Source organism: Saccharothrix sp. CCNWYY140 (assembly GCF_037401995.1).
GTDB lineage: Bacteria > Actinomycetota > Actinomycetes > Mycobacteriales > Pseudonocardiaceae > Actinosynnema.
The window spans coordinates 17,085-38,842 of record NZ_JBBEGC010000066.1 but is presented as its reverse complement, the minus strand read 5'-3'; the positions used below and the strand labels follow the sequence as shown (position 1 = coordinate 38,842).

Here is a 21,758-nt window from a genome sequence, read left to right as displayed (position 1 = left end):
CGGGGGTTGCCGCTAAAACTTTTTGCTCGTTCCTCGCAAAAACTTTCGGCTGCAACCCCCGGAAAATGCGGTAGCCCGTCGGGCAGGCCATACGGGGATGACACAAGCAAGAAGCCCAAGTTGCGTTGTGTCCTCCCCGGCGGACTGCCCACTCGCCGGCTTCGCCGAAGAACCGGCGCTGCGCGCCGAAGAGCACGCGCTGCGCGCGGAGGGTGGGGCGGTGGGAGTTGCGGCTGGGTGGAGCGGTGGCTGGCGGTGAGCGGCCGGGCGGTGGGCAGGGCGGAGGGTGCGTAGGCGACCGCAGCCCTCCGCCGTGGTCTCTAGGCGGCCTCCTGCCGGGCGGGCAGGGGCGCGTGGACCCGTTGGGCCGGGACCAGGACGTCGCCGTACAGGGCGCGTTCGGACTCCTGCTGCACCAGGTCGGCCAGCGCGCGCCGGTCCGCCGCACGGCCCGGAGCGACCTCGTCCAGCACGTGCACCTCGACGACCAACCCCCGCAGCCGCAGCACCCGCCGGATCGAGTCGACCAGCGTGTCCGACCCGATGAACGCCGCCCCGGTCGTCGTCCGCCCCTCCTGCGCGTACCGCAGCACCACCGGCCGCACGGGAACACCGGCGTCCAAGGCAGCCTGGAACAACGCCGGCCGGTACCGACCCGACGCCAGGCCGCACCACGTGGTGCCCTCGGCGTGAATCCCGACCGCGGCACCCGAGCGGAGTGCGGCGGCCAGTTCGGCCACCGTCCCGGGCAGCAGCGACAGCCGCTCGCGGTCCAGGTACACCGTGCGGGCCGCCGTGATCAGCTTGCCCAGCACCGGCCACGAGCGGATGTCCAGCTTGGCCACCATGCGGATCGGCTGGACCGCGTCGATGGCCAGCTCGTCCAGCCACGACACGTGGTTGCTCACCACGAGCACCCCACGTCCGGGGGTCGCCTGGAAGAGGGGGGCGCCCACCACCCGCAGCCGGGCGCCGAAAGCGCGCAGCAGCGCCCGGAACCACGAGCGCAGCAGCACCTCACGCACGTGGCCCCGAGACACCAGCACGGCCGGCACCACGAGGATGCCGCTCAACATCACCGTCAACGCGGCGACCACCCGCAGTGCCACGCGCAGGCCGCCGACTCGCGGCGACGAGTGGTCCACACACCCGTCGCCGCACGGCGACACCGGCATCCACGGGTGGGCGCTCACGCCGTCTCCCCGAGGAAGAACTTGAGGTACCGCTGGTCCACGTGGTCCATGCCCAGCAGCACGAACAGGTCCGCCACGCCGAAGTCCGGGTCCAGCGCCGGTCGCCCGCACACCCACGCGCCCAGGCGCAGGTAGCCCTTGAGCAGCGGCGGCAGGACGGTCCGGGCCGGGCGCTCGACCGCGTCGACGTCCCACGGGTTCAGGGGCGTCACGCGGTACTGCTCGGGCGCGTAGTGCTTGGCGTGCACGGTGTCCCACACGCCCGCCGCGTACGAGCCGCCGTCGTGCAGGGGCACGGACGCGCAGCCCACCAGCCACGAGTGGCCGGACAGCAGCATGTACCGGGCGATGCCCGCCCACACCAGCGACACGACGGCGCCGTTGCGGTGGTCGGGGTGCACGCACGACCGGCCGGTCTCGACCACGCTGGGGCGCAGCGGGGCCAGGTTGGTCAGGTCGAACTCCGTGTCGGAGTACAGCCGGCCCGCCTCGGCGGCCCGCTCCGGCGGGAGCATGCGGTAGGTGCCGACGATCTCGCCGGTCCGGTCGTCCCGGACGACGAGGTGGTCGCAGTGCTCGTCGAACGCGTCGACGTCGTGGCCCTCCACGGACGAGTGGAGGGTGGCGCCCATCTCGCCGGCGAAGACCTGGTGGCGCAGCTTCTGCGCGGCCACCACCTCGGCGCTGTCGCGTGCGACCAGCAGCGAGTAGCGCGGCCCGGTGGTCTCCCCGGTGCTGACAAGCAGTTGAGGCTGCGTCATGGGGACTGGTCTACCGACCGGATGGCGACCGACAGCAGGTCGTTCCGATGACGCATTAGTGGCAGGTCGGTTAAGCCCTGGTGTGGGCGGACGCGCCGAGGGCCGTCCCCGGTGTCGGGAACGGCCCTCGGCGGTGAAAGCGCTGGTGATCAGCCCTTGCGCTGGTCGACCTCTTCGGTCAGCTGCGGAGCGACGTTGAACAGGTCGCCCACCACGCCGAAGTCGGCGATCTCGAAGATCGGCGCCTCCGGGTCCTTGTTGACCGCGATGATCGTCTTGGACGTCTGCATGCCGGCGCGGTGCTGGATCGCGCCCGAGATGCCCAGCGCGATGTACAGCTGCGGCGACACGGTCTTGCCGGTCTGGCCGACCTGGAACTGGTGCGGGTAGTAGCCGGAGTCCACCGCGGCGCGGGAAGCGCCGACGGCCGCGCCCAGGCTGTCCGCCAGCTTCTCCACGACGGCGAAGCTCTCCGCCGAGCCGACGCCGCGGCCACCGGAGACGACGACCGACGCCTCGGTCAGCTCGGGGCGGTCGCCGCCCACGACGGCCTCGCGGCCGGTGACGCGGGTGGCCTTGGCGGGGTCGGTGGCGGGCAGCTCGACGCTCTCCTCCACGGCGTCGCCGGCGGCCTCTTCGGCCTCGACACCGCCGGGGCGCACCGCGATGACGGGCGTGCCGTTGCTGACCTTCGACTTCACGACGTACGCGCCACCGAAGATCGACTGCGTGCCGACGCCGTCGCCGTCCAGGTCGACCACGTCGTAGAGCAGGCCGGAGCCCAGGCGCACGGCCAGGCGACCGGCGACCTCCTTGCCCTCCAGCGTCGCCGAGACGAGCACGGCGGCCGGGGACTTGGCGGCGGCGATGGTCGCCAGGGCGTCCACCTTCGGCGTCACCAGGAAGTTGGCGGCGTCCTCGGATTCGACCGCGTAGACCTTCGCCGCGCCGTAGCGGGCGAGGGACTCCCTCACCTTGCCCGCGGTGCCGGGCGATCCGACCACCACCGCGGACGGCTCGCCGAGACGGCGCGCGGCGGATAGAAGCTCAAAGGTGACCTTCTTGACCTCGCCGTCGACGTGGTCGACGAGGACCAGGACTTCAGACATTTGTTCCCTCCTCGCCTTCAGATGAGCTTCTGGCCGACCAGGTACTCGGCGATCTTGCGACCACCGTCACCCGAGTCCTCGACGCGCTGACCGGCGCTGCGCGGCGGCTTCGGGGCCGCCTCGAGCACCTGCGACCACGCGGCGCCGAGACCGACCTCGCCCGCGTCCAGCCCGAGGTCGCCCACGGTGAGCGTGGTGACGGGCTTCTTCTTGGCGGCCATGATGCCCTTGAACGACGGGTACCGCGGCTCGTTGATCTTCTCGGTCACGGAGACCACGGCGGGCAGGCTCGCCTCCAGGTGCGCCACGCCCTCGTCGGTCTCGCGCTCGGCCTTGACGGTGCCGCCCTCGACCGTCAGCTTGCGGACCTGGGTGACCTGCGGCAGGCCCAGCAGCTCGGCCAGGATGGCGGGCACGGCGCCCGCGCGGCCGTCGGTGGCCTCGTTGCCGGCGACGACCAGGTCGACACTGTCCAGTGTGCCGATGGCCTTGGCCAGCACCTTGGCGGTGGTCAGCACGTCGGAGCCGTGGAGGGCCTCGTCGGAGACGTGGACGGCCTTGTCCGCGCCCATCGACAGCGCCTTGCGGATCGCGTCGGTGGCACGGTCGGGACCCATCGCCACGACGGTCACCTCGCCGCCGTGCGCCTCCTGGAGCAGCAGCGCTTCTTCCACCGCGCGCTCGTTGATCTCGTCGAGCACGGCGTCCGCGGACTCGCGGTCGAGGGTGTGGTCGGCGTCGGCGAGCTTGCGCTCGGACCAGGTGTCGGGCACCTGCTTGACCAGGACGACAATGTTCATGGGTCCTCTTCGACCTCCTGCGGACGGGGCGGCGACGGATCAGGCGACGCGTTTCGCGCGCGATCCGGGTGTTACCGGTGTGGTGACCCTGCCATGTCCTCGCCGCGTTGGCATGGTGGTGTCGGCCACCCGAATGTTACCCACCAGTAGCAGGGGTGCAAACGACAGCAAGCACCTGTCACGCGTGACTCTGGACACAAGCGGCACGGGGCCAACCGGTTGGCATCGTACGGCCTGGTGGCGGCGTTACGGCCCCTCCCCCTACTGGGCTAGGGTCGGGAGGCATGTACCGCCGGGTTGCGATCGTCACCGACTCCACCGCGTGCCTGCCGCCGCAACTGACCGAGAAGCTCGGCATCACCGTGGCGCAGATCCAGATCCGCATCGGGGACTGGGTGGACGACGAGGCGCGCGTGCCCGTGCCGAAGCTCGTGGACGCCATGCGCGACGCGGTCGAGGTCTCCACCACCCCGCCCGACCCGGGCGCGTTCTTCTGGGCCTACGCCGACGCGGCGGCGTCCGGTGTGGACGCCATCGTGTCGCTGCACGTGTCCACCGGGTTGTCGCAGACCGTGGAGATGGCGCGGCAAGCTGCCAGCCAGGCGCAGGTTCCTGTGCATGTGGTGGACACCCAAACGTGTGGCATGTCGCTCGGGTTCGCCGTCGTGGCGGCGGCCACGGTCGCGTCGGCGGGCGGTGACGTGCAGCGCGTGCTGTCGGCGGCGCAGCACAGCTTCCACCGCAGCACCGAACTGATCTACGTGGACACCCTGGAGTACTTGAGACGCGGCGGGCGCATCGGCGCGGCGACGGCGCTCCTCGGTTCGGCGCTGTCCATGAAGCCGTTGCTGACCATGATCGACGGGCGCATCGCACCGCTGGAGAAGGTGCTCGGAGCGGAGCGGGCGGTGCGCAAGATGGTCGACATCGCCGTGGAGCGGGCCGGTGACGCGCCGGTGGACATCGCCGTGGAGCACTTCGACTCGCGCGAACGAGCCGAAACGGTGCTGGAGCAACTGCGGACGAAGCTGCCGAACCTGCGGCGGTTCCTGGTGACCCAGGTCAGCTCCGCGATAGGCGCGCACGTGGGTCCGGGGGCCGTGGGCGTGACCGTTTCGCCGGTTTAGGAACTCCGGGCGGCGTTTGCCCGTTGGCCTGATCGGGAAGGTGATGGTCATGGCATCGCTGTTCAGCAAACTCAGCGCGTTCGCCCGCAGTCCCCAGGGACGGCGGATCACCGAGCAGATCAAGCACGCGGCCCGAGACCCGCGCACCAAGGCCAAGGCGCAGGAGATGATCCGCAAGCTCCGCAAGCGCCCCGGGCACCACTAGGTGGTGCTGCGCCTGCGGGCTTCCTCGAAGCTGCGCAGGTAGCGCTGCCGGAACTCGGCCGGGTCGGGCAGGTGCACGGGTTGCGCGGGCACCTCCGCGACCGGCGCGGGTTCCGGCCGTCCGGGCAGCTCGACCGGCTGTCCGGGCAGCTCGACCACGACCCGGTCCGGCTGTTCGGGCAGCTCGACGACCACGGGTTCCGGCTGCGCGGGCACCTCGACCACGACCGGGTCCGGCACGGCGTCGGGCTCGGCTTCCGGCTCCGGCTCGGCGTCGTTCAGCACCGGGTCGAGGTCGGGCACCAGGGTCAGCGCCGGGCGCACGGGCTCCGCCGGGCGCTCGGTCACCGGCAGGCCCATCACCGGGTTGCGGTGGATGGGCTTGGTCGCGTAGTCCTCCGGCGGCCACACGACGTCCAGCCGCAACTCCACGTCGGGCGCCGCGGGTGCCGGCGGCGCCGGCTCCGGCTCGCGTCTGAGCAGGTACGCCGTCAGCCCGCAGCCCGCCGCGAACGACAAGGCGCACAACCCGAACACGAACACGACCGCCCCGGACATGACCCTCCTACCCGACGAGGACGTCGACTTGCGGACCGCCGTCCGACGGCGGCCCCCAGACCGGGTCCACCACGACCTGCGTGCTGATCGCGTCGGCCGGCACGCCCCTCGCGACCAGGAAATCCCGGACGAGCGCCGCGCGCCGCAGCGCGAGCACGTCACACCGGTGGGTGACGGTCTCGCCGTTCCACGCGTGCGCGACCAGCGTCACCACCGCGCCGGGCACACCGCCCAACAGGTTGCCCACGCCGGTCTGCACGGCCTCGCCGCGCCCGACGTGGTCGGTGGTGCCGGGCGCGAAGGTGATGCCCTTGACCCCGTTGCTGGAGAACAGGCTCAGCACGTTCTGCCGGACCAGCTCCGGTGACGGCGGCGCGGGCGGGACCGCCTCGGCGGGCTCGGGCGTCGGCCGGGTCGGGATCGGCAGCCTCGTGGGCGGCTTGACCAGGTGGCTCGGCGGCGCGGGCGAGGAGGAGAACGGCAGCGCGCCGGTGATCTCCTCGCCGTAGACGGTGAACCCGAACGCGGTCACGGCCGCCGGGACGAGCACCGCGGCGACCGCGAGGGGCAGCACGGGACGACGGGACATCAGGCGCCCATCCGCTCGTCGTCGGAGACCACCTGCTCGACCCGGTCCTGCTCCGGGATGAGGGTGGGCATGCGGTCGGCGGCGGCGGCCAGCGCCGCGCGGGCCGCGGTGAGCTGGGCGGCGACCGTGCGGCGCAGCTCGGTCAGCTCGTCGGTGCGCTCCTGGACCTCGGCGATGCGGCGCTGCGCCTCCCGGCACGCCATCTTGATCACGAACTCGGCGCGCGCCTTGGACAGCTCCTCCTGCTCGGTGAAGTGCTGGGCGGCCTCGTTGCGGCGGTGGGTCATCTGGAGCTCGAAGTACTTCTGCGCCTTGGCGCGCTTGGCCTCGGACTCGGCTTCCAGCCGATTGCACTGCTCGGCGGTCTCGCGCAGCAGGCGGTCGGCGTCCTCCTGGGCCTGGGCCACGGCGGCGGCGCACTCGGCCTCGACCTCGGCGACCCGCTGCTGGAGGTGGTGCTCGGTCTCCACCCGGCGGCGCTCGACGTCGACCTCGCGCTGGTCCAGCTCGGCGGCGCGGCGGGCGGCGGCGGCGCGCAGTTCCCGGGCGTGGGCCTCGGCGTCGGCGCGCAGCGCGGCGACCTCCTCCTCGGCGGCCCGGCGCTGCTCGGCCAGCTCGACGTCGGTGCGGGTGCGCAGCGACTCGACGTCGCGCTCGGCGCGCAGCCGCAGCTCGGCCGCCTCGTCCTCGGCCAGCACCAGCATCCGGTGGAGGCGCTCGGCCGCGCCGGTGGTGGTGTTCGGCGCCATTTCCAGCCGTTCCACACGCGCCCGCGCCTCGTCGAGGTCGCGGCGGGTGATCTCCAGCAGCTTGCGCAGGTCGGCGGCCTGCGCCAGGGCCTCCTCGCGGTCCATGCTGGTGTAGCGGAGCTGCTCCTCCAGGTGTTCGAGCTGCTCGATCACCTGTCGGCGGTGGAAACCGCGGTAGACGACGTCGAAATCCGCGTGCAGCGGAACAATCTCCGGCTCTTTCGCACTCATGGCCGCCCCACTCGCTGGAAGATTCGCCAGAGGATACCCAGCGTGAGAGTGCCGAACCAGCACGTTGCAGGCCACTCGACCAGGCCTTCCGGGTGTGCCGCAGGCCCGCCACGCAGCGCAAATATTCCATCGAGAGATCAACTGATCGCAGGGTCGCGTCACCCGATGGTGTTATTGCAGGTTTGCTCCGCAACTTTTCGACAATGCGCGCACGACGGCGCGTCCGGTAATCGAATCGCTTTGATTCACACTAAATAGTGACACCCGTTCCGGGAAGCCGATGGCTACCCGCCAGTAACCAGCGACTACGCTGGCCCGGTGACCGTCGAGCCGCTGCCCCTCACCGGTGAGCGCACCGTGCCCGGGATCGTCGAGGAGAACTACTGGTTCCGGCGCCACGAAGCCGCCTACCTGGACCTGGTGCACCACTGCGCGGGCGCGGTGGTGCTGGAGGCCGGGTGCGGCGAGGGCTACGGCGCCGCGCTGATCGCCGCGCACGCCGCGCGGGTGGTGGCGCTGGACTACGACCAGCTCACCGCCGAGCACGCCGCCCGCGCCTACCCGGAGCTGGCCGTGCTGCGCGGCAACCTGGCGTCCCTGCCGCTGCGCGACGCGAGCGTGGACGTCGTGGCGAACCTCCAGGTCATCGAGCACCTGTGGGACCAGGCCGGTTTCCTGGCCGAGTGCGCCCGCGTGCTGCGGCCCGGCGGGCGGCTCATCGTCACCACGCCCAACCGGATCACGTTCTCCCCCGGCCGCGACACCCCGCTCAACCCGTTCCACACCCGCGAGCTCAACCCGGCCGAGCTGGCCGAGTTGGTCACCGGCGCGGGCCTGGAGCTGGAGTTGCTGGCAGGCCTGCGGCACGGTCCGCGGCTGCGCGCGCTGGACGAGCGGTTCGGCGGGTCGATCATCGACGCGCAGGTCGCCGTGGTGGTGGAGGGGAACGAGTGGCCGGCGGACCTGCTGGCGGCGGTGGCGGACGTGCGCAGCGAGGACTTCGAGATCACCACCGACGACCTGGACGCGAGCCTGGACCTGGTCGCCGTGGCGGTGCGCCGATGAGCACTTCGCACGCGGAGGGCACCTTCTGCCTGGTCCTGCACAGCCACCTGCCCTGGCTCGCGCACCACGGGGCGTGGCCGGTCGGCGAGGAGTGGCTGTACCAGGCGTGGGCGCACTCGTACCTGCCGGTGGTGGACCTGCTGGAGCGCTTCGCCGCCGAGGGCCGCGAGGACGTGCTGACCCTGGGCGTCACGCCGGTCCTGGCCGCGCAGCTGGACGACCCGTACAGCCTGCGCGGCGTCCACGACTGGCTGGGCAACTGGCAGCTGCGCGCGCACAGCGCCGCACCCCGGCTGCCCGACCTGGCCGCCCGCGAGCACCGGGCGTCGAAGTGGGCGCTGGAGACGTTCGAAACCCAGTGGCGGCACGGGTTCTCACCGCTGCTGCGGTCCCTTGTGGACAGCCGTGTGATCGAGCTGCTCGGCGGACCGGCGGCGCACCCGTTCCAGCCGCTGCTCGACCCAGGGCTGCGGGCGTTCTCGCTGCGCACCGGCCTGGCCGACACGCGCCACCGGATCGGCTCCGCGCCCGAGGGCATCTGGGCGCCCGAGTGCGCCTACGCGCCCGGTATGGAGGAGGGGTACGCGGCGGCGGGCGTGCGGCGGTTCCTGGTGGACGGCCCGTCCCTGCACGGCGACACCGCCGCCGCCCGACCGGTCGGCGGCTCGGACGTGCTGGCGTTCGGGCGGGACCTGGAGGTGTCCTACCGGGTGTGGTCGCCCAAGGTCGGCTACCCGGGCGACCCGGCCTACCGGGACTTCCACACCTACGACCACCCCAGCGGGCTCAAGCCGTCCCGGGTGACCGGCAAGGGCGTCGCACCTGAGGACAAGAAGCCCTACGAGCCCGACGCGGCGGCGGACGCCGTGCGCCGGCACGCCGCCGACTTCGTGGACCACGTCGTGCGGCGACTGCGGGACCTCCGCGCGCAGCACGGGAAACCGTCGCTGGTGGTCGCCGCGTACGACACCGAGCTGTACGGGCACTGGTGGCACGAGGGTCCGCTGTGGCTGGAGGCGGTGCTGCGGGCGCTGCCCGAGGCGGGCGTGCGGGTCACGACGTTGCGCGGGGCGGTGGAGGCCGGGCACGTGGGCACGCCGGTCGAAATCCCGCCGTCGTCGTGGGGCGCCGGCAAGGACTGGCACGTGTGGAACGGTCCGCAGGTGTCCGACATCCTGGACCTGAACGCGCGGGTGCAGCAGGAGCTGGCGGGGCTGGACCTGGGCGGCACCGCCCGCAACCCGGTCGCCGACCAGGCCGTGCGGGAGGCGTTGTTGGCGCTGTCCAGCGACTGGGCGTTCATGGTCACCAAGGACTCGGCCGCCGACTACGCCCGCTACCGGGCCAAGGTCCACGCGGACCGGTTCGCCGAACTGGCCGCCGCCCTGCGCCACGGCCGGGGCCTTGCGCGGGCCGCCGAACTGCGCTCGGTGGACGGCCCTTTCGGCCACCTCGACGCGCGAGGGCTGGCCCGGCCCGTCGGGCGAGAGTCGACCCGGATCGTCGGGCGAGGACTGACCCGGCACGACGCACAGGGGCCGGCGTGACGCCCGCCCCCGCGCGTCGGGCGGACGCTCAGACGCCCCCGTTGCCCCCGTTGCTGCCCGCGCGCCCCTCCACGCGCTCGGCGATCCCGGCCGAGCCGGGGTTGTCGATCCGCGCCTGCGCCACCGGGTTCACCGCGGACCCGCGGCCACGCGTGTCGGCCGGCCGCTCCAGCCCGGCCCGCTTGGCCCGCGCCCGCCGGTCGACCACCAACGCGATACCGATCAGCACCGCGGCGAACAGGACCCCGTACACCCAGGTCTGCATGGCAGCCCTCCCCTCAGTCACCCCAAGGGTATCCAGGAAATGCGAGGATGCGGCATGCGCGTGCTGATGTTGTCCTGGGAATACCCGCCGGTGGTCGTGGGCGGTCTGGGCCGTCACGTGCACGCGCTGGCCACCCAGCTCGCCTCGCAGGGCCACGACGTGACCGTGCTGTGCCGCCAGCCCGCGGGGACCGACGCGATCACCCATCCCACGGTGGATTCGGTGGTCGAGGGCGTCCGGCTGATCCGGGTCGCCGAGGACCCCGCCCACCTGGTGTTCGAGCGCGACCTGGTCGCCTGGACGCTCGCGATGGGCCACGCCATGACCCGCGCGGGCCTGGACCTGCTGCGCGGCTGGCGGCCCGACGTCGTGCACGCCCACGACTGGCTGGTCACCCACCCCGCGATCGCCCTGGCCGAGGCCGCCGGCGTGCCGCTGGTGGCGACCGTGCACGCGACCGAGGCCGGGCGGCACAGCGGGTGGCTGTCGCAGACGCTCAACCAGCAGGTGCACTCCGTGGAGTGGTGGCTGGCCAACCGCGCCGACGCGCTGATCACGTGCTCGTCGGCCATGCGCACCGAGGTGGCGCACCTGTTCGAGGTGGACGCCGAGCAGGTCACCGTGCTGCACAACGGGATCGAGCCGCGCCGGTGGCGGGTCCGGTCCGACGACGTGACCGCCGCGCGGGCGAAGTACAGCCCGGACGGCGCGCCGCTGCTGCTGTTCTTCGGGCGGCTGGAGTGGGAGAAGGGCGTGCAGGACCTGATCGCCGCCCTGCCCCGCATCCGGCGTGCCCACCGGGGTGCGCGGCTGGTGGTGGCCGGCGAGGGCACGCACGGCGAGTGGCTGGTGGAGCAGGCGCGCAAGCACAAGGTGCGGCGCGCGGTGGACTTCGTCGGGCACCTGACCGACCGCGAACTGGCGGGCGTGCTCGCGGCGGCCGACGCCGTCGTGCTGCCCAGCCGGTACGAGCCGTTCGGGATCGTGGCGCTGGAGGCCGCCGCCGCCGGGACGCCGCTGGTGGCGTCCACGGCCGGCGGTCTGGGCGAGGTCGTGCTGGACGGGGCCACCGGGCTGTCGTTCGCGCCCGGTGACGTGGAGGCGCTGGCACGGGCCGTGCGCTCGGTGCTGGACGACCGGCCGTCGGCGGTGCGGCGGGCCAAGGCCGCGAAGGCCCGCCTGGCCACCGACTTCGACTGGTCTCGCATCGCCCGCGACACCGCCGCGGTCTACGAGCGGGCCGCCGTGCGCGAGCACGGGCCGTTGGGCAGGCCCAAGATCGCGACCGGCAACGCGTTCCTCTAGATGGTCAGCACGATCTTGCCGGTGGTGCGGCCGGCTTCGCCCAGCTCGTGGGCCTTGCCGACGTCCTCCAAGGGGAACGTCTCGGCCACGACCACGCGGAGCTTGCCCTCGTCGACCAGGCGGGCCACGTGCTCCAGCGCGGCGTGGTCGGCGGTGACCATGACCGTTTCGACGCGCACACCCAGCGGCTCGGCCTTGACGCGCAACTCGTCCACGATCGTCGGATTCACCACGGCGAGGTAGGTGCCACCGCGCTTGAGCAGGCGCAACGAGCGCTCCTCGTAGTCCTCGCCGCCGATGAGGTCCAGCACCACGTCGACCGGCTCGATGGCCGAGAAGTCCTCGTTCCGGTAGTCCACCAACTCGTCCGCGCCGAGCTCGCGCAGCAGGTCGTGCTTGCCGGCGCTGGCCGTGCCGATGACGTGAGCACCCAGCGCCTTGGCCAACTGCACGGCGAGGTGGCCGACCCCACCCGCGGCGGCGTGCACCAGAACCCGTTGGCCCGCTTGGAGGTTCGCCGCCTCGACGAGGGCCTGCCAGGCGGTCAGCACGGCCAGCGGGAGCGCGGCGGCCTCCACGTGGTCGAGCTTCGCGGGCTTGCGGGCGAAGTGCCGAGCCGGCGCTGTGACGTACTCGGCGTACGTCCCACCGACATCGGGAAAGCCCGGAAGCCCGAACACCTCGTCCCCGACCTTGAACCGGTTCTCACCCGGGAACACCTCCGTGACCACGCCGGACACGTCCCACCCGAGGACCAGCGGAGTGCTGAACCAGTACCCGTGCTCACGGACCTTCCAGTCCACCGGGTTCACGCCGGCCGCATGCACCTTGACCACGATCTTGCCCGGCGCGGCGGTCGGCTTGTCGGTCTCGACCTGCTCCAGCACCTCGGTGCCGCCCAGCTCGTTCAGGAGGATCGCTCGCATCTTCGTCATGCGAAAAGGATCATCGAGGGTGGTACCCGTTGTGAAGAAGGCACCTGAAAGGTATATAGGTACCTCATGTATACCGTTCCCGACCTGCGCGCACACGGCGGCGCGGACGCCTTCCTCCGCAACTGCTCCTCCCGCGCCGTGCTGGACCTCCTGACCAACAAGTGGGTCTGCCTGGTCATCGGAGCCTTGCGTCCGGGCACCATGCGCTTCGGGGAACTACGCCGACGGCTTGACGGCATCACGCAGAAGATGCTCACCCAGACTCTGCGGGAGCTGGAACGGGCTGGGTTGGTGCATCGTGACTTGTATCCGAGCGTGCCGCCGAAGGTGGAGTACAGCTTGACGCCGTTGGGGCAGAACGTGGGTGTGCTGATGGATGCGATTCGGGTGTGGGCGGAGGATCACATCGAGGACATCCGCAACGCACAGGTGGCCTACGACGCCCGCGCCGACGAGGAACTCCAGCCAGTCTGACGCGGGCGGCGGGTCAGGCGTTTTGGGACTTCTCCAGGGCCTCTCGGGCCTTTCTGGCCATGTCGGCTACTGCTGCCCTGCGTACGGCGTCCGCCTCGTAGTCCTGGCGTCGGTCCTTCACCACGCGGGCCGGGATGCCTACTGCGATCTTGAAGTCCGGCACGTCTCCCCGCACCACCGCGTGTGCGCCCAGCACGCATCCCCGCCCGACTCGCGTGCCCCGGGTGACGGTGACCTTCGTGCCCAGCCAGCAGTCCGGGCCGATGCGGACCGGGGACTTCACGATTCCCTGGTCCTTGATCGGTAGGTTGATGTCCGCTGTCACGTGGTCGAAATCGCAGATGTAGACCCAGTCCGCGATGAGCGTTGCCGCGCCTATTTCGATGTCCAGGTAGCAGTTGACGGTGTTGTCCTTGCCGAAGACCGCCTTGTCGCCGATGCGCAGGGAACCCTCGTGGCAGCGGATGGCGTTGCCGTCGCCGATGTGGACCCAGCGGCCTATTTCCAGGCGGCCGTAACCCGGGCGGCAGTGGAGCTCCACGTTTTTGCCCAGGAAGACCATGCCCCTCAGGACCACGTGCGGGTTGGTCAGGCGGAACTTCAGCAGGCGCCAGTAGCGGACCAGGTACCACGGGGTGTAGGCGCGGTGGCGGAGGACCCATTTCAGGGAGGCCAGTGTGAGGAACCTCGCCTGCGCCGGGTCGCGCCTGTTCCGGCGCCACCTCGTCCACACCGGCGCGCCCCACATGCTCGTCACGCGGGCACTGTAACCCGCGCGGCAGGATGGGTGGCGTGACGATCCCCCTGATCATCGACACCGACCCCGGTGTGGACGACGCCCTCGCGCTCGCGGTCGCCGTTGCCAGTCCCGAAGTCGAGTTGTTGGGCGTGACGACGGTGTTCGGCAACGTCGGCCTGGACAAGACCACCCGCAACGCGTTGCGCCTGATGACCCTGCTCGGTCGTGACGACATCCCGGTGGCGGTGGGTGCGGAACGGCCGTTGGTGCACCCCCAGCCGCACGTCTCCCGCGCGCACGGGGCCGACGGGCTGTCGGGGTTCGCCGACACCCTGCCGGAGGCGACCGCCAAAACCGATCCGCGGGACGCGGTGACGTTGATGAAAGACCTCCTGGAGGCCTCCGACGAACCGGTGACGATCGTTCCCATCGGACCGTTGACGAACATCGCCCTCCTATTGGCCGCACACCCGCGCCTAAAAGAGCGCATTGCGCGCCTTGTGGTGATGGGTGGCGGCATAAGGGGTGGCAACATCACCGCGGCTGCGGAGTTCAACCTGTGGTGTGATCCCGAGGCCGCGCGGCGGGTGCTGGTGGAGGAACGGGTGCCCACCACGTTGGTCACGATGGATCTGACCAAGAGGTGCGCGGTGAGTGCCGAATGGCTCCAGCGGGTCGGGGAGTCGTCGGAGATCGGCGCGAAACTGGTGGGGCTGACCCCGGATTACCTGGCCGCCTACCGCCGGTTCCTGGGCTGGGACGGGATGGCGGTGCACGACGCCGTGGCCGTGGCGGAGGCCGTTCGGCCGGGGATCCTCGCCACGGAACGGTTCCCGGTCGAGGTGGAGTGCGCGTTCGGGCCGGGTCGGGGTGGGCTGCTGGTCGACGAACGGCTGGAGACGCCCAAGGACATCGGGGTCGACATCGCCGTGGACACCGACCTGGACGCTCTGCGCGGGTTCCTCTTCGAGCGCCTAAGTGCGTTCGGCGTGCGTCAATAGGTACACCGGACGGCGGCCGATGCGGGTCAGCACGACCGTCATCGAGCCGCCGCCGGACAGCTTCAGCCTGGGCCGCAGCGCGTTGGGGTCGATGTCGAGACCGCGCACCAGGATCTCCAGCTTGCCGACGTCGTGCGCGCGCAGCACGGCCCTCAGCGACTTCTCGCTGTAGTGGCCGTGCTCGACCACCTGGAACGCGCGGATGCCACTCGGCGGCACGGGTCCGGTCAGGTAGGCGATCCGCTCGTCGAGCTGCGCCAAGCCGTGCTTGTGGGCGTATTGCCGCACGAGACCGGCCCGCACGACGGCCCCGTCCGGGTCGATCAGCCACTCCTGCGGCTCGGTGACGGGGCAGTCGTCGGGCTCGGCGTCGGTGATCGTCCACTCCTCGCCCGTAGACCGTAGGACCGACGCCCGCCGCGTCACACCCGGCGTGGCCAGGCCGCGGGTCCACAGGCACGCCTCGCGCACGTGCCCGTCCAGCGACACCAGCTCGACCTCGTCGGCCCAGGGCGCGACGGCGAAGTCCACGCCGGGCGCGCACTTCACGGCCAGGTCGCGGTCGGTGTAGGCGGCGGCCAGCTCGTCCAGTGGAGGGGCGAAGTCGGCGGGGTGCCACGTCCGCCGCCCGGCGGAGTCGCGCCGGGCTGGGTCGGCCACGACGGGGACGTCCCGGGAGACGGGTTTGAGCGCGTCGGCCCGCAGCACCGCGCGCGAGCCGCGCAGGTTGTGTCGGGCCATCGCGACCCGCACGGGGTCCAAATCTGAGCCGAAGGAACCCTCGGGCAGCGCGGCCAGGTCCGCCCCGATCGAGCACGTGACGTCGTGCGCGACCCGGCCGGCGAACCGCTTCGCCCGGTGCGCGGCGACCTCGCGCGGGGTGGCCTGCTGGAGGGCATCATCGGTGAACAGGCCCTCGGCGAAGTCCACCTTGGACACCGCTTTGCGCCGCAGCAGCACGGTTTCCAGCACGGCGCCGGTGTGGTCCGGGGAGACCTGCTTGGCGCGTTTCACGTCGTCCAGCCGCGACGCCGGCGTGAGCGGCAGGTCCGCCAACGCCGACAACGCGGCGCACCCGGCGTCGGAACGCAGGTACGCCACGTCGTCGAGGCTGAACGCGTAGCCCACGTCAGGCGACCGGCTTGCGGCCCGTCACCGAGACGTTGTAGAAGACCTCCCGCGGCAGGACCTTGGCGAGCACGTTCTCGTCCACCCAGGACAGCCGCTGCCAGGTGCGGTAGGCGAACATCGCCCAGCCGAAGCCGAGCTTCCCGCGCGGGACGGCCGCCTCGAACGTGCGCACCGGCCAGCCGAACAGGGCCGCCGACAGCTCCTCGGTGACCGCCCGGACGTGCACCGCGCCCGCGCCCCGGGCCGTGCGCTCCAGGTCGGAGGGGTCGAAGGTGTGCAGGTCGACGACCGCTTCCAGGGCCGCCGCGCGGGAGGACTCGTCCAACTCCTCCTGCGGGCGCCGCCAGTCGTTGAGCGGGCCGAGCTTGGTGACGTTCGTGGTCAGCCACCAGGTGAGCTGGCCGAGCTTGCGGGCGTAGAAGTTGCCGATGTTGGTCGGGTCGCCCGCGAACACGAACTTGCCGCCCGGCTTGAGCACGCGCAGCACCTCGCGCATGGCGGCGGGGATGTCGGGGATGTGGTGCAGCACGGCGTGCCCGACGACCAGGTCGAAGGTGTTGTCTTCGTACGGGATGCGCTCGGCGTCGGCGACCCGGCCGTCGACCGGCAGGTCCAGGTTCTTGGCGTTGCGCAACGCCACCTCGACCATGCCCGGCGACAGGTCGGTCACCGAGCCCTTCTCGATGACACCGCCCTGCATGAGGTTGAGCAGGAAGAACCCGGTGCCGCAGCCCAGTTCGAGGGCGTGCTCGTAGGGGCCGGTGTCGCCCGCGACGGCCCGGAAGCGGTCCGTGGCGTAGGTGATGCAGCGCTCGTCGTAGGAGATCGACCACTTCTCGTCGTACGTGCCCGCTTCCCAGTCGTGGTAGAGCACGTTGGCGAGCTTGGGGTCCTTGTACGCCGCCTGGACCTCTTCGGCGGTGGCGTGCGGGTTCGGCTTGGGATCAACGGCCACTGAACTTCGCCTTCCCCGGGCCGTTCTCGATGAACGACGCCATGCCGGTCTTCTGGTCCTCGGTCGCGAACATCGCGGCGAACAGCTGGGACTCCAGCTTCAGGCCGTTGCCGAGGTCGGTGTCCAGACCGCCGTCGATCGCGGCCTTGGCGGCGGCGTAGGCGACCACGGGACCGTTGACGAACTGGCCGGCCCACCGCTTGGCGGCCTCGTACACGTCGTCCGGCGCGACGACCTCGTCCACCATGCCGATCCGCAGCGCCTCCTCCGCGCCCACGAACCGGCCGGTGTAGATCAGGTCCTTGGCCTTGGACGGTCCGATCAGGCGCGGCAGGCGCTGCGTGCCGCCCATGCCCGGGATGACGCCGAGCAGGATCTCCGGCTGGCCGACCTTGGCGTTGTCCCCCGCGATGCGGCGGTCGGCGCACAGGGCCAGCTCGAACCCGCCGCCCAGGGCGTACCCGGTGATCGCGGCCACGGTCGGCTTGGGGATCTCCTCGACCGCGCGCAGCGACGACTGGAACGCGCTGACCTTGGCCGCCATGTCGACGTAGGACTGGTCGGCCATCTCCTTGATGTCCGCGCCGGCCGCGAACACCTTGGGCCCGCCGTAGACGATCACCGAGTAGACGTCCGCCCGCCGAGCGGCCTCCTGCGCGGCGGCCCGGATCTCCTCCTGGACCTGCCGGTTCAGCGCGTTCATCGGCGGCCGGTTCAGCCGGATGGTGCCGATCCCGTCCTCGACCTCGAGGTTCACGAACTCAGCCACAAGTCCTCCGTGTCGTCTGCCGACGCCCCGTCGCGTCGATGGGCCAATGGGAGGTTACCCCTGGGTAGCTTTGCGGCGCGCGAAGTACCGGTCGCCCGCCTTTTGCAGCTCCAGCGGCTGGTCGAACGTCTTGGACAGGTTCTCCTCGGTCAGCACCTCGTCCAGCAGGCCCTGCGCCACGATCGCGCCCTCGCGCAGCAGCAGCACGTGCGTGAAGCCCGGCGGGATCTCCTCGACGTGGTGCGTGACCAGCACCGTCGCCGGCGCGTCGGGGTCCATCGCCAGCTCCGACAGCCGCGCCACGAGGTCCTCGCGGCCACCCAGGTCCAGGCCCGCGGCCGGCTCGTCGAGCAGCAGCATCTCCGGGTCGGTCATCAGCGCACGGGCGATCAGCGTGCGCTTGCGCTCACCCTCGGACAGCGTGCCGAACGTCCGGTCGGCCAGGTGCTCGATGCCGAACTGGGCCAGCAGCTCCTTCGCGCGGCCCGTGTCCAGCTGGTCGTACTCCTCGCGCCACCGGCCCAGCACCGCGTACCCGGCGCTCACGACCAGGTCGGACACCTTCTCCTCGCCCGGGATGCGCCCGTTCAGCGCCGCCGAGGACAGCCCGATGCGGGGCCGCAGCTCGAAGACGTCCGTCTTGCCGATGCGCTCGCCCAGCAGGTGCACCTTGCCCTTGGTGGGGTGCAGCTCGGCGGCGGCAAGCCGAAGCAACGTCGTCTTGCCCGCGCCGTTGGGACCGAGCACCACCCAGCGCTCGTCCAGCTCCACGCTCCAGTCGACGTCCCCCACCAGCGTGGTCTTGCCCCGTCGAACCGAAACACCCTGCATGTGGATGACCAGATCTTCGTTTTCCACGCCAACCCTCGCCCCGTCGATGCCCAGCTCCCGACATTCTTGTGCACCGCCCGGCGCACGAAGGCGGCAGGGCGGCCATCCCCACTTTGTCGGTGGTCCCTGGGAAGATCGGGGGCATGGCACTCGACACCTCCCTGCTCGCAGGCCGGCCGTTCCCGCTGGGCGCGCACCCCGAAGCCGGTGGCGTGCGGTTCGCGGTGTCCGCGCCGCCCGCCGACGCGGTCGAGGTGTGCCTGATCAGCGAAGACGGCGGCGAGCAGCGGGTACAGCTGACCGAGCGCACGTTCGGCGTGTGGCACGGCCTGGTGTCCGGCGTCACACCCGGACAGCGCTACGGCTACCGCGTCCACGGCCCGTACGACCCGGCGCGGGGGCTGCGGTGCAACCCGGCCAAGCTGCTGGTCGACCCGTATGCGAGGAGGATCACGGGCGCGTTCACCGACCTCTCGGCGGCCCTGGGGTACGCGGTCGACCCGATGCACGGTCCGCCGTCGTCGGTCGACTCGCTGGGCAGCGTGCCGCTGTCGGTGGTCACCTCGCCGGGCGGGCCGGACACGGGCGTGAAGCCGGAGGTGCCGTTCGAGGAGGCGGTGGTCTACGAGCTGCACGTGCGGGGGTTCACCAAGCGTCACCCGGCCGTGCCGCCGCACCTGCGCGGCACGTACCTGGGCCTGGCGCACCCGGCGGTGGTCGAGCACTTGGCGCGGCTGGGCGTCACCACGGTGGAGCTGCTGCCGGTGCACGCGTTCGTCGACGAACCGGCCCTGATCCGCGACGGCAGGCACAACTACTGGGGTTATTCGCCGCTGAGCTACTTCGCGCCGCACCCCGGGTACGCCAGCGAGCCGGGGCGGGAGATCGAGGAGTTCCGCACGATGGTCGCCGCCCTGCACGCGGCGGGCATCGAGGTGCTGATCGACGTCGTGTTCAACCACACGTGCGAGGGCGGCCCCGAAGGCCCCACCCTGTCCTACCGGGGCTTCGACGCGCCCGGCTACTACCTGCACATCGAGGGCGGCGGCAGCACCCTGGACATCACGGGCTGCGGCAACACCCTGGAGGCCGGCTCCCCGCAGGTGGTGCGTCTGGTCACCGACTCGCTGCGCTACTGGGCCACCGAACTGGGCGTGGACGGCTTCCGCTTCGACCTGGCTTCCACACTCGGCCGCCCCCACGGTGGCCGCTTCGACCGCGCGTCGGCCATGCTCACCGCGATCACCACGGACCCGCTGCTGTCCCGCTGCAAGCTGATCGCCGAACCGTGGGACGCGACCGGCGACGGCTACCGCGTGGGCGACTTCGGTGTGCAGTGGGCGGAGTGGAACGGCCGCTACCGCGACACCGTCAGGGATTTCTGGCGCGGCCACACCGGCGTCCGCGACCTGGCCTACCGCCTGTCGGGCTCGTCGGACCTCTACGCCGACGACCTGCGCCGCCCGTGGCAGTCGATCAACTTCATCACCGCGCACGACGGCTTCACCCTGCGGGACCTGGTGTCGTACAACGAGAAGCACAACGAAGCCAACGGCGAAGAAAACCGCGACGGCACCAACGACAACCGCTCCTGGAACTGCGGAGCGGAGGGCGACACCACCGACCCCACAATCCTGACCCTGCGCGCCCGCCAGGCCCGCAACCTCCTGGCGACCCTCCTGTTCTCAACCGGCACCCCGATGCTCACCGCCGGCGACGAACTGTGGCGAACCCAGGGCGGCAACAACAACGCGTACTGCCTGGACGACGAGACATCGTGGGTCGAGTGGAAGCTGACCCCGGACGCGGAGTCGATGCTCGCCTTCACCCGCCGCGTAATCGCCCTGCGCGCCGACAGTCCGGCCCTACGCCAACCAGAATTCTTCGACGGCCGAACAACTCCTTCCGGCGCCCCAGACCTGGTGTGGTTCCGAGCAGACGGCGAGGAGATGGCCGAGACCGACTGGTTCGACGACAGCCGCCGCTTCCTAGGCATGTGGATCGACGGCTCAACTTCTCTCTCCCGCACGAGGGAAGGCGAACTGGTCTCCGACGACTCCTGGCTCCTACTACTCAACGCGGCCCCCACCCCCCAGGAAGTAACCCTCCCCGGCCCCGAATACGGCACCAACTACATCCCGGCGTTGGACACCACAACCCCAGACGGCACCCCACAAACCCCCACCCCCAAACCCCCCACCACCCCCCTAACCCTCCACCCCCGCTCCCTACTCCTCTTCCGAGTCCCCGAACCCACCCCTCCATCCCGCCCCTGACCAGCACTTCCCCAATCACCCGATCGAGCGACATACAGAATCCGCGACCAACTCCCAACTCACACGTCCCGAAGAATGAGGAACGCGGGAAGCCGGCCCCACCTCCCACTCCCACCGACCCACCACACCCCCGAACCCCACCCCTCCCACCACACACCCCAACCCCACCCCGCCCACCGCACAGCCCTCCCAAGCCCTCGCGACCCACACCACCCGCTGCCCCGCCGCACCGACTGCCAGCCACGCCGCCCCGCCACGCCTTCCCGCTGGCCACGCCGCGACGCCGGGTTTGCCCCCCAGCCCCACGCCAGCGCCGCCCCACGCCAGCGCCGCGACGCCGGGTTTGCCCCCGCCCCGCGCCAGCGCCGCCCGGCGCCCACGCCGCACCTCCGCGCCGCCGTCCCGGACAGCCGTCCCGCGCCCCCGCGCACGCCGCCGCCCACCGCGCCCACGCAGCCCGCCCGCGCGAAGCCCGCCCGCATCCGCGCGCGCCGTCCGCGCACCCGCAGCGCCAGTCCCAGCCCGCGCCAGCCCCCGCCCCAGCCCGCGCCAGCCGACCCCCGCCCGCCGGCCAGTCCGCGCCGCGCCCCCAGTCCGCTCAGCCCGGCCAGTCCGCGCCCTCCCGCCAGTCCGCGCCGCCCGCCGCGTTCACGCCGCCCGTCGGCACCGCTCCGCCGCACCAGCCAGCATCCCCGCATTCCCCACACCGACCGGCACCGCGCCCGCCCGACCTCGCCCGCCCGACCTCGCCCGCCAGCCCGCGCCCGCCAGCCCGCGCCCGGCAGCCCTGCCTGTCCGCCGGCCCAGCCCTCCAGCCCAGCCCTGGCGCCAGCCAGCCCACCACCCGAGCCAACCCGGAGCCATCTCCCGGACGTGCGGTGGAGGAGGCGTCAGACAGGTCCCGGCCGCGGCGTAGAGGCAGGCGTAGACGCAGGGGCGGCGCGGACATGGGTGCGATCGCCAACGTGGAGGCGGTCGCGGGTGGTGATCGTGTGCAAAGTGCCCAGGGGCTTGGGTGGGTGGTGGGTGCGTCGGGGTGCGAGGCAATCCTGGCTGGTGGGAGCGGGTGCGGTGAGGGTTGGCGGCGTGGCAGGATGCGCGCGTGGCCCGCCCGTTGTTGTTCACCTGGTGTGACCGCACGATC

At 71.7% G+C, this 21,758-nt stretch carries 22 protein-coding genes; 8 read left to right on the top strand and 14 right to left on the bottom strand.

The genetic code is table 11. The annotated features are described in order from the left end of the window. Window positions 1–320: 320 nt before the first annotated feature. From WBN91_RS25465 to WBN91_RS25450, 4 genes are all read right to left on the bottom strand, one after another. Window positions 321–1,175, bottom strand: a complete 855-nt coding sequence (locus WBN91_RS25465) for a lysophospholipid acyltransferase family protein (RefSeq protein ID WP_443217799.1) — start codon at window positions 1,173–1,175, stop codon at window positions 321–323. Between the two features lie 14 nt (window positions 1,176–1,189). Continuing rightward, a complete protein-coding gene (locus WBN91_RS25460; RefSeq protein ID WP_337726949.1) occupies window positions 1,190–1,954 on the bottom strand; it encodes a GNAT family N-acetyltransferase in 765 nt (254 codons plus the stop codon). 149 nt (window positions 1,955–2,103) lie between these two features. Next, window positions 2,104–3,063 carry an electron transfer flavoprotein subunit alpha/FixB family protein gene (locus tag WBN91_RS25455; protein ID WP_337726950.1) on the bottom strand — a complete coding sequence of 320 codons (960 nt, stop codon included), beginning with the start codon at window positions 3,061–3,063 and terminating at the stop codon, window positions 2,104–2,106. 17 nt (window positions 3,064–3,080) lie between these two features. Continuing rightward, the gene (locus WBN91_RS25450; protein ID WP_337726951.1) at window positions 3,081–3,863 is read right to left on the bottom strand and encodes an electron transfer flavoprotein subunit beta/FixA family protein; all 783 of its coding nucleotides are present in this window, start codon (window positions 3,861–3,863) and stop codon (window positions 3,081–3,083) included. A gap of 284 nt (window positions 3,864–4,147) precedes the next feature. Between WBN91_RS25450 and WBN91_RS25445 the strand changes: the two genes are divergently transcribed. Beyond that, complete coding sequence (locus tag WBN91_RS25445; protein ID WP_337726952.1) at window positions 4,148–4,990, top strand: DegV family protein; 843 nt, start codon at window positions 4,148–4,150, stop codon at window positions 4,988–4,990. A 49-nt stretch (window positions 4,991–5,039) separates the two neighbouring features. Further along, window positions 5,040–5,195, top strand: a complete 156-nt coding sequence (locus WBN91_RS25440) for a hypothetical protein (RefSeq protein WP_337726953.1) — start codon at window positions 5,040–5,042, stop codon at window positions 5,193–5,195. Here the strand turns inward: WBN91_RS25440 and WBN91_RS25435 are convergent. From WBN91_RS25435 to WBN91_RS25425, 3 genes are read right to left on the bottom strand one after another with little or no spacing between them, the layout of a single operon-like run. Continuing rightward, window positions 5,192–5,752, bottom strand: coding sequence for a hypothetical protein (locus WBN91_RS25435; protein ID WP_337726954.1), 561 nt, complete (start codon window positions 5,750–5,752; stop codon window positions 5,192–5,194). The two genes, WBN91_RS25440 and WBN91_RS25435, sit on opposite strands and share 4 nt — an antisense overlap. A 7-nt stretch (window positions 5,753–5,759) precedes the next feature. Continuing rightward, the gene (locus WBN91_RS25430) at window positions 5,760–6,341 is read right to left on the bottom strand and encodes a hypothetical protein (RefSeq protein ID WP_337726955.1); all 582 of its coding nucleotides are present in this window, start codon (window positions 6,339–6,341) and stop codon (window positions 5,760–5,762) included. Beyond that, window positions 6,341–7,321 (bottom strand): hypothetical protein, encoded by a 981-nt coding sequence (locus WBN91_RS25425; protein WP_337726956.1) that lies wholly within the window; start codon window positions 7,319–7,321, stop codon window positions 6,341–6,343. Before WBN91_RS25425 ends, WBN91_RS25430 begins: the two co-directional genes overlap by 1 nt. Window positions 7,322–7,639: 318 nt before the next feature. Between WBN91_RS25425 and WBN91_RS25420 the strand changes: the two genes are divergently transcribed. Both WBN91_RS25420 and WBN91_RS25415 read left to right on the top strand, forming a co-directional pair. Further along, window positions 7,640–8,386 carry a class I SAM-dependent methyltransferase gene (locus WBN91_RS25420; protein ID WP_337726957.1) on the top strand — a complete coding sequence of 249 codons (747 nt, stop codon included), beginning with the start codon at window positions 7,640–7,642 and terminating at the stop codon, window positions 8,384–8,386. Continuing rightward, window positions 8,383–9,933, top strand: coding sequence for a glycoside hydrolase family 57 protein (locus WBN91_RS25415; RefSeq protein ID WP_337726958.1), 1,551 nt, complete (start codon window positions 8,383–8,385; stop codon window positions 9,931–9,933). The genes WBN91_RS25420 and WBN91_RS25415 overlap by 4 nt, the downstream gene beginning before the upstream one ends. A 28-nt stretch (window positions 9,934–9,961) precedes the next feature. On the opposite strand, the gene WBN91_RS25410 is transcribed toward WBN91_RS25415, so the two are convergent. Next, the gene (locus WBN91_RS25410; protein WP_337726959.1) at window positions 9,962–10,198 is read right to left on the bottom strand and encodes a hypothetical protein; all 237 of its coding nucleotides are present in this window, start codon (window positions 10,196–10,198) and stop codon (window positions 9,962–9,964) included. A gap of 54 nt (window positions 10,199–10,252) precedes the next feature. On the opposite strand from WBN91_RS25410, the gene WBN91_RS25405 reads away from it, so the two are divergent. Beyond that, entirely contained in the window at window positions 10,253–11,503 is a 1,251-nt protein-coding gene (locus WBN91_RS25405; protein ID WP_337726960.1) for a glycosyltransferase family 4 protein, read from the top strand. On the opposite strand, the gene WBN91_RS25400 is transcribed toward WBN91_RS25405, so the two are convergent. Further along, window positions 11,500–12,438, bottom strand: a complete 939-nt coding sequence (locus WBN91_RS25400) for an NADP-dependent oxidoreductase (protein WP_443217798.1) — start codon at window positions 12,436–12,438, stop codon at window positions 11,500–11,502. The genes WBN91_RS25405 and WBN91_RS25400 overlap by 4 nt on opposite strands. 66 nt (window positions 12,439–12,504) lie before the next feature. Here WBN91_RS25400 and WBN91_RS25395 point away from each other — a divergent pair, with 66 nt between their 5' ends. Beyond that, window positions 12,505–12,912 carry a winged helix-turn-helix transcriptional regulator gene (locus WBN91_RS25395; protein ID WP_337726961.1) on the top strand — a complete coding sequence of 136 codons (408 nt, stop codon included), beginning with the start codon at window positions 12,505–12,507 and terminating at the stop codon, window positions 12,910–12,912. Window positions 12,913–12,925: 13 nt separating this feature from the next. Here WBN91_RS25395 and WBN91_RS25390 read toward each other — a convergent pair whose 3' ends face one another. Beyond that, a complete protein-coding gene (locus WBN91_RS25390) occupies window positions 12,926–13,669 on the bottom strand; it encodes an acyltransferase (protein WP_337726962.1) in 744 nt (247 codons plus the stop codon). Between the two features lie 35 nt (window positions 13,670–13,704). Between WBN91_RS25390 and WBN91_RS25385 the strand changes: the two genes are divergently transcribed. Next, window positions 13,705–14,652, top strand: a complete 948-nt coding sequence (locus WBN91_RS25385; RefSeq protein WP_337726963.1) for a nucleoside hydrolase — start codon at window positions 13,705–13,707, stop codon at window positions 14,650–14,652. Here WBN91_RS25385 and WBN91_RS25380 read toward each other — a convergent pair. Genes WBN91_RS25380 through WBN91_RS25365 form a run of 4 tightly spaced genes read right to left on the bottom strand, consistent with a single transcriptional unit; the run spans window position 14,626 to window position 18,338 of the window. Further along, window positions 14,626–15,780: a THUMP-like domain-containing protein gene (locus WBN91_RS25380; RefSeq protein ID WP_337726964.1), complete on the bottom strand. Its 1,155-nt coding sequence runs from the start codon at window positions 15,778–15,780 to the stop codon at window positions 14,626–14,628. The genes WBN91_RS25385 and WBN91_RS25380 overlap by 27 nt on opposite strands. Before the next feature lies 1 nt (window position 15,781). Further along, window positions 15,782–16,738, bottom strand: a complete 957-nt coding sequence (locus WBN91_RS25375; protein WP_337729407.1) for a class I SAM-dependent methyltransferase — start codon at window positions 16,736–16,738, stop codon at window positions 15,782–15,784. Continuing rightward, window positions 16,728–17,507: an enoyl-CoA hydratase/isomerase family protein gene (locus WBN91_RS25370; RefSeq protein WP_337726967.1), complete on the bottom strand. Its 780-nt coding sequence runs from the start codon at window positions 17,505–17,507 to the stop codon at window positions 16,728–16,730. Before WBN91_RS25370 ends, WBN91_RS25375 begins: the two co-directional genes overlap by 11 nt. A gap of 54 nt (window positions 17,508–17,561) precedes the next feature. Then, entirely contained in the window at window positions 17,562–18,338 is a 777-nt protein-coding gene (locus WBN91_RS25365) for an ABC transporter ATP-binding protein (RefSeq protein WP_337726979.1), read from the bottom strand. A 143-nt stretch (window positions 18,339–18,481) separates the two neighbouring features. Here WBN91_RS25365 and glgX point away from each other — a divergent pair, with 143 nt between their 5' ends. After that, window positions 18,482–20,614, top strand: a complete 2,133-nt coding sequence (glgX, locus tag WBN91_RS25360; protein ID WP_337726968.1) for a glycogen debranching protein GlgX — start codon at window positions 18,482–18,484, stop codon at window positions 20,612–20,614. Window positions 20,615–21,758 lie beyond the last annotated feature (1,144 nt).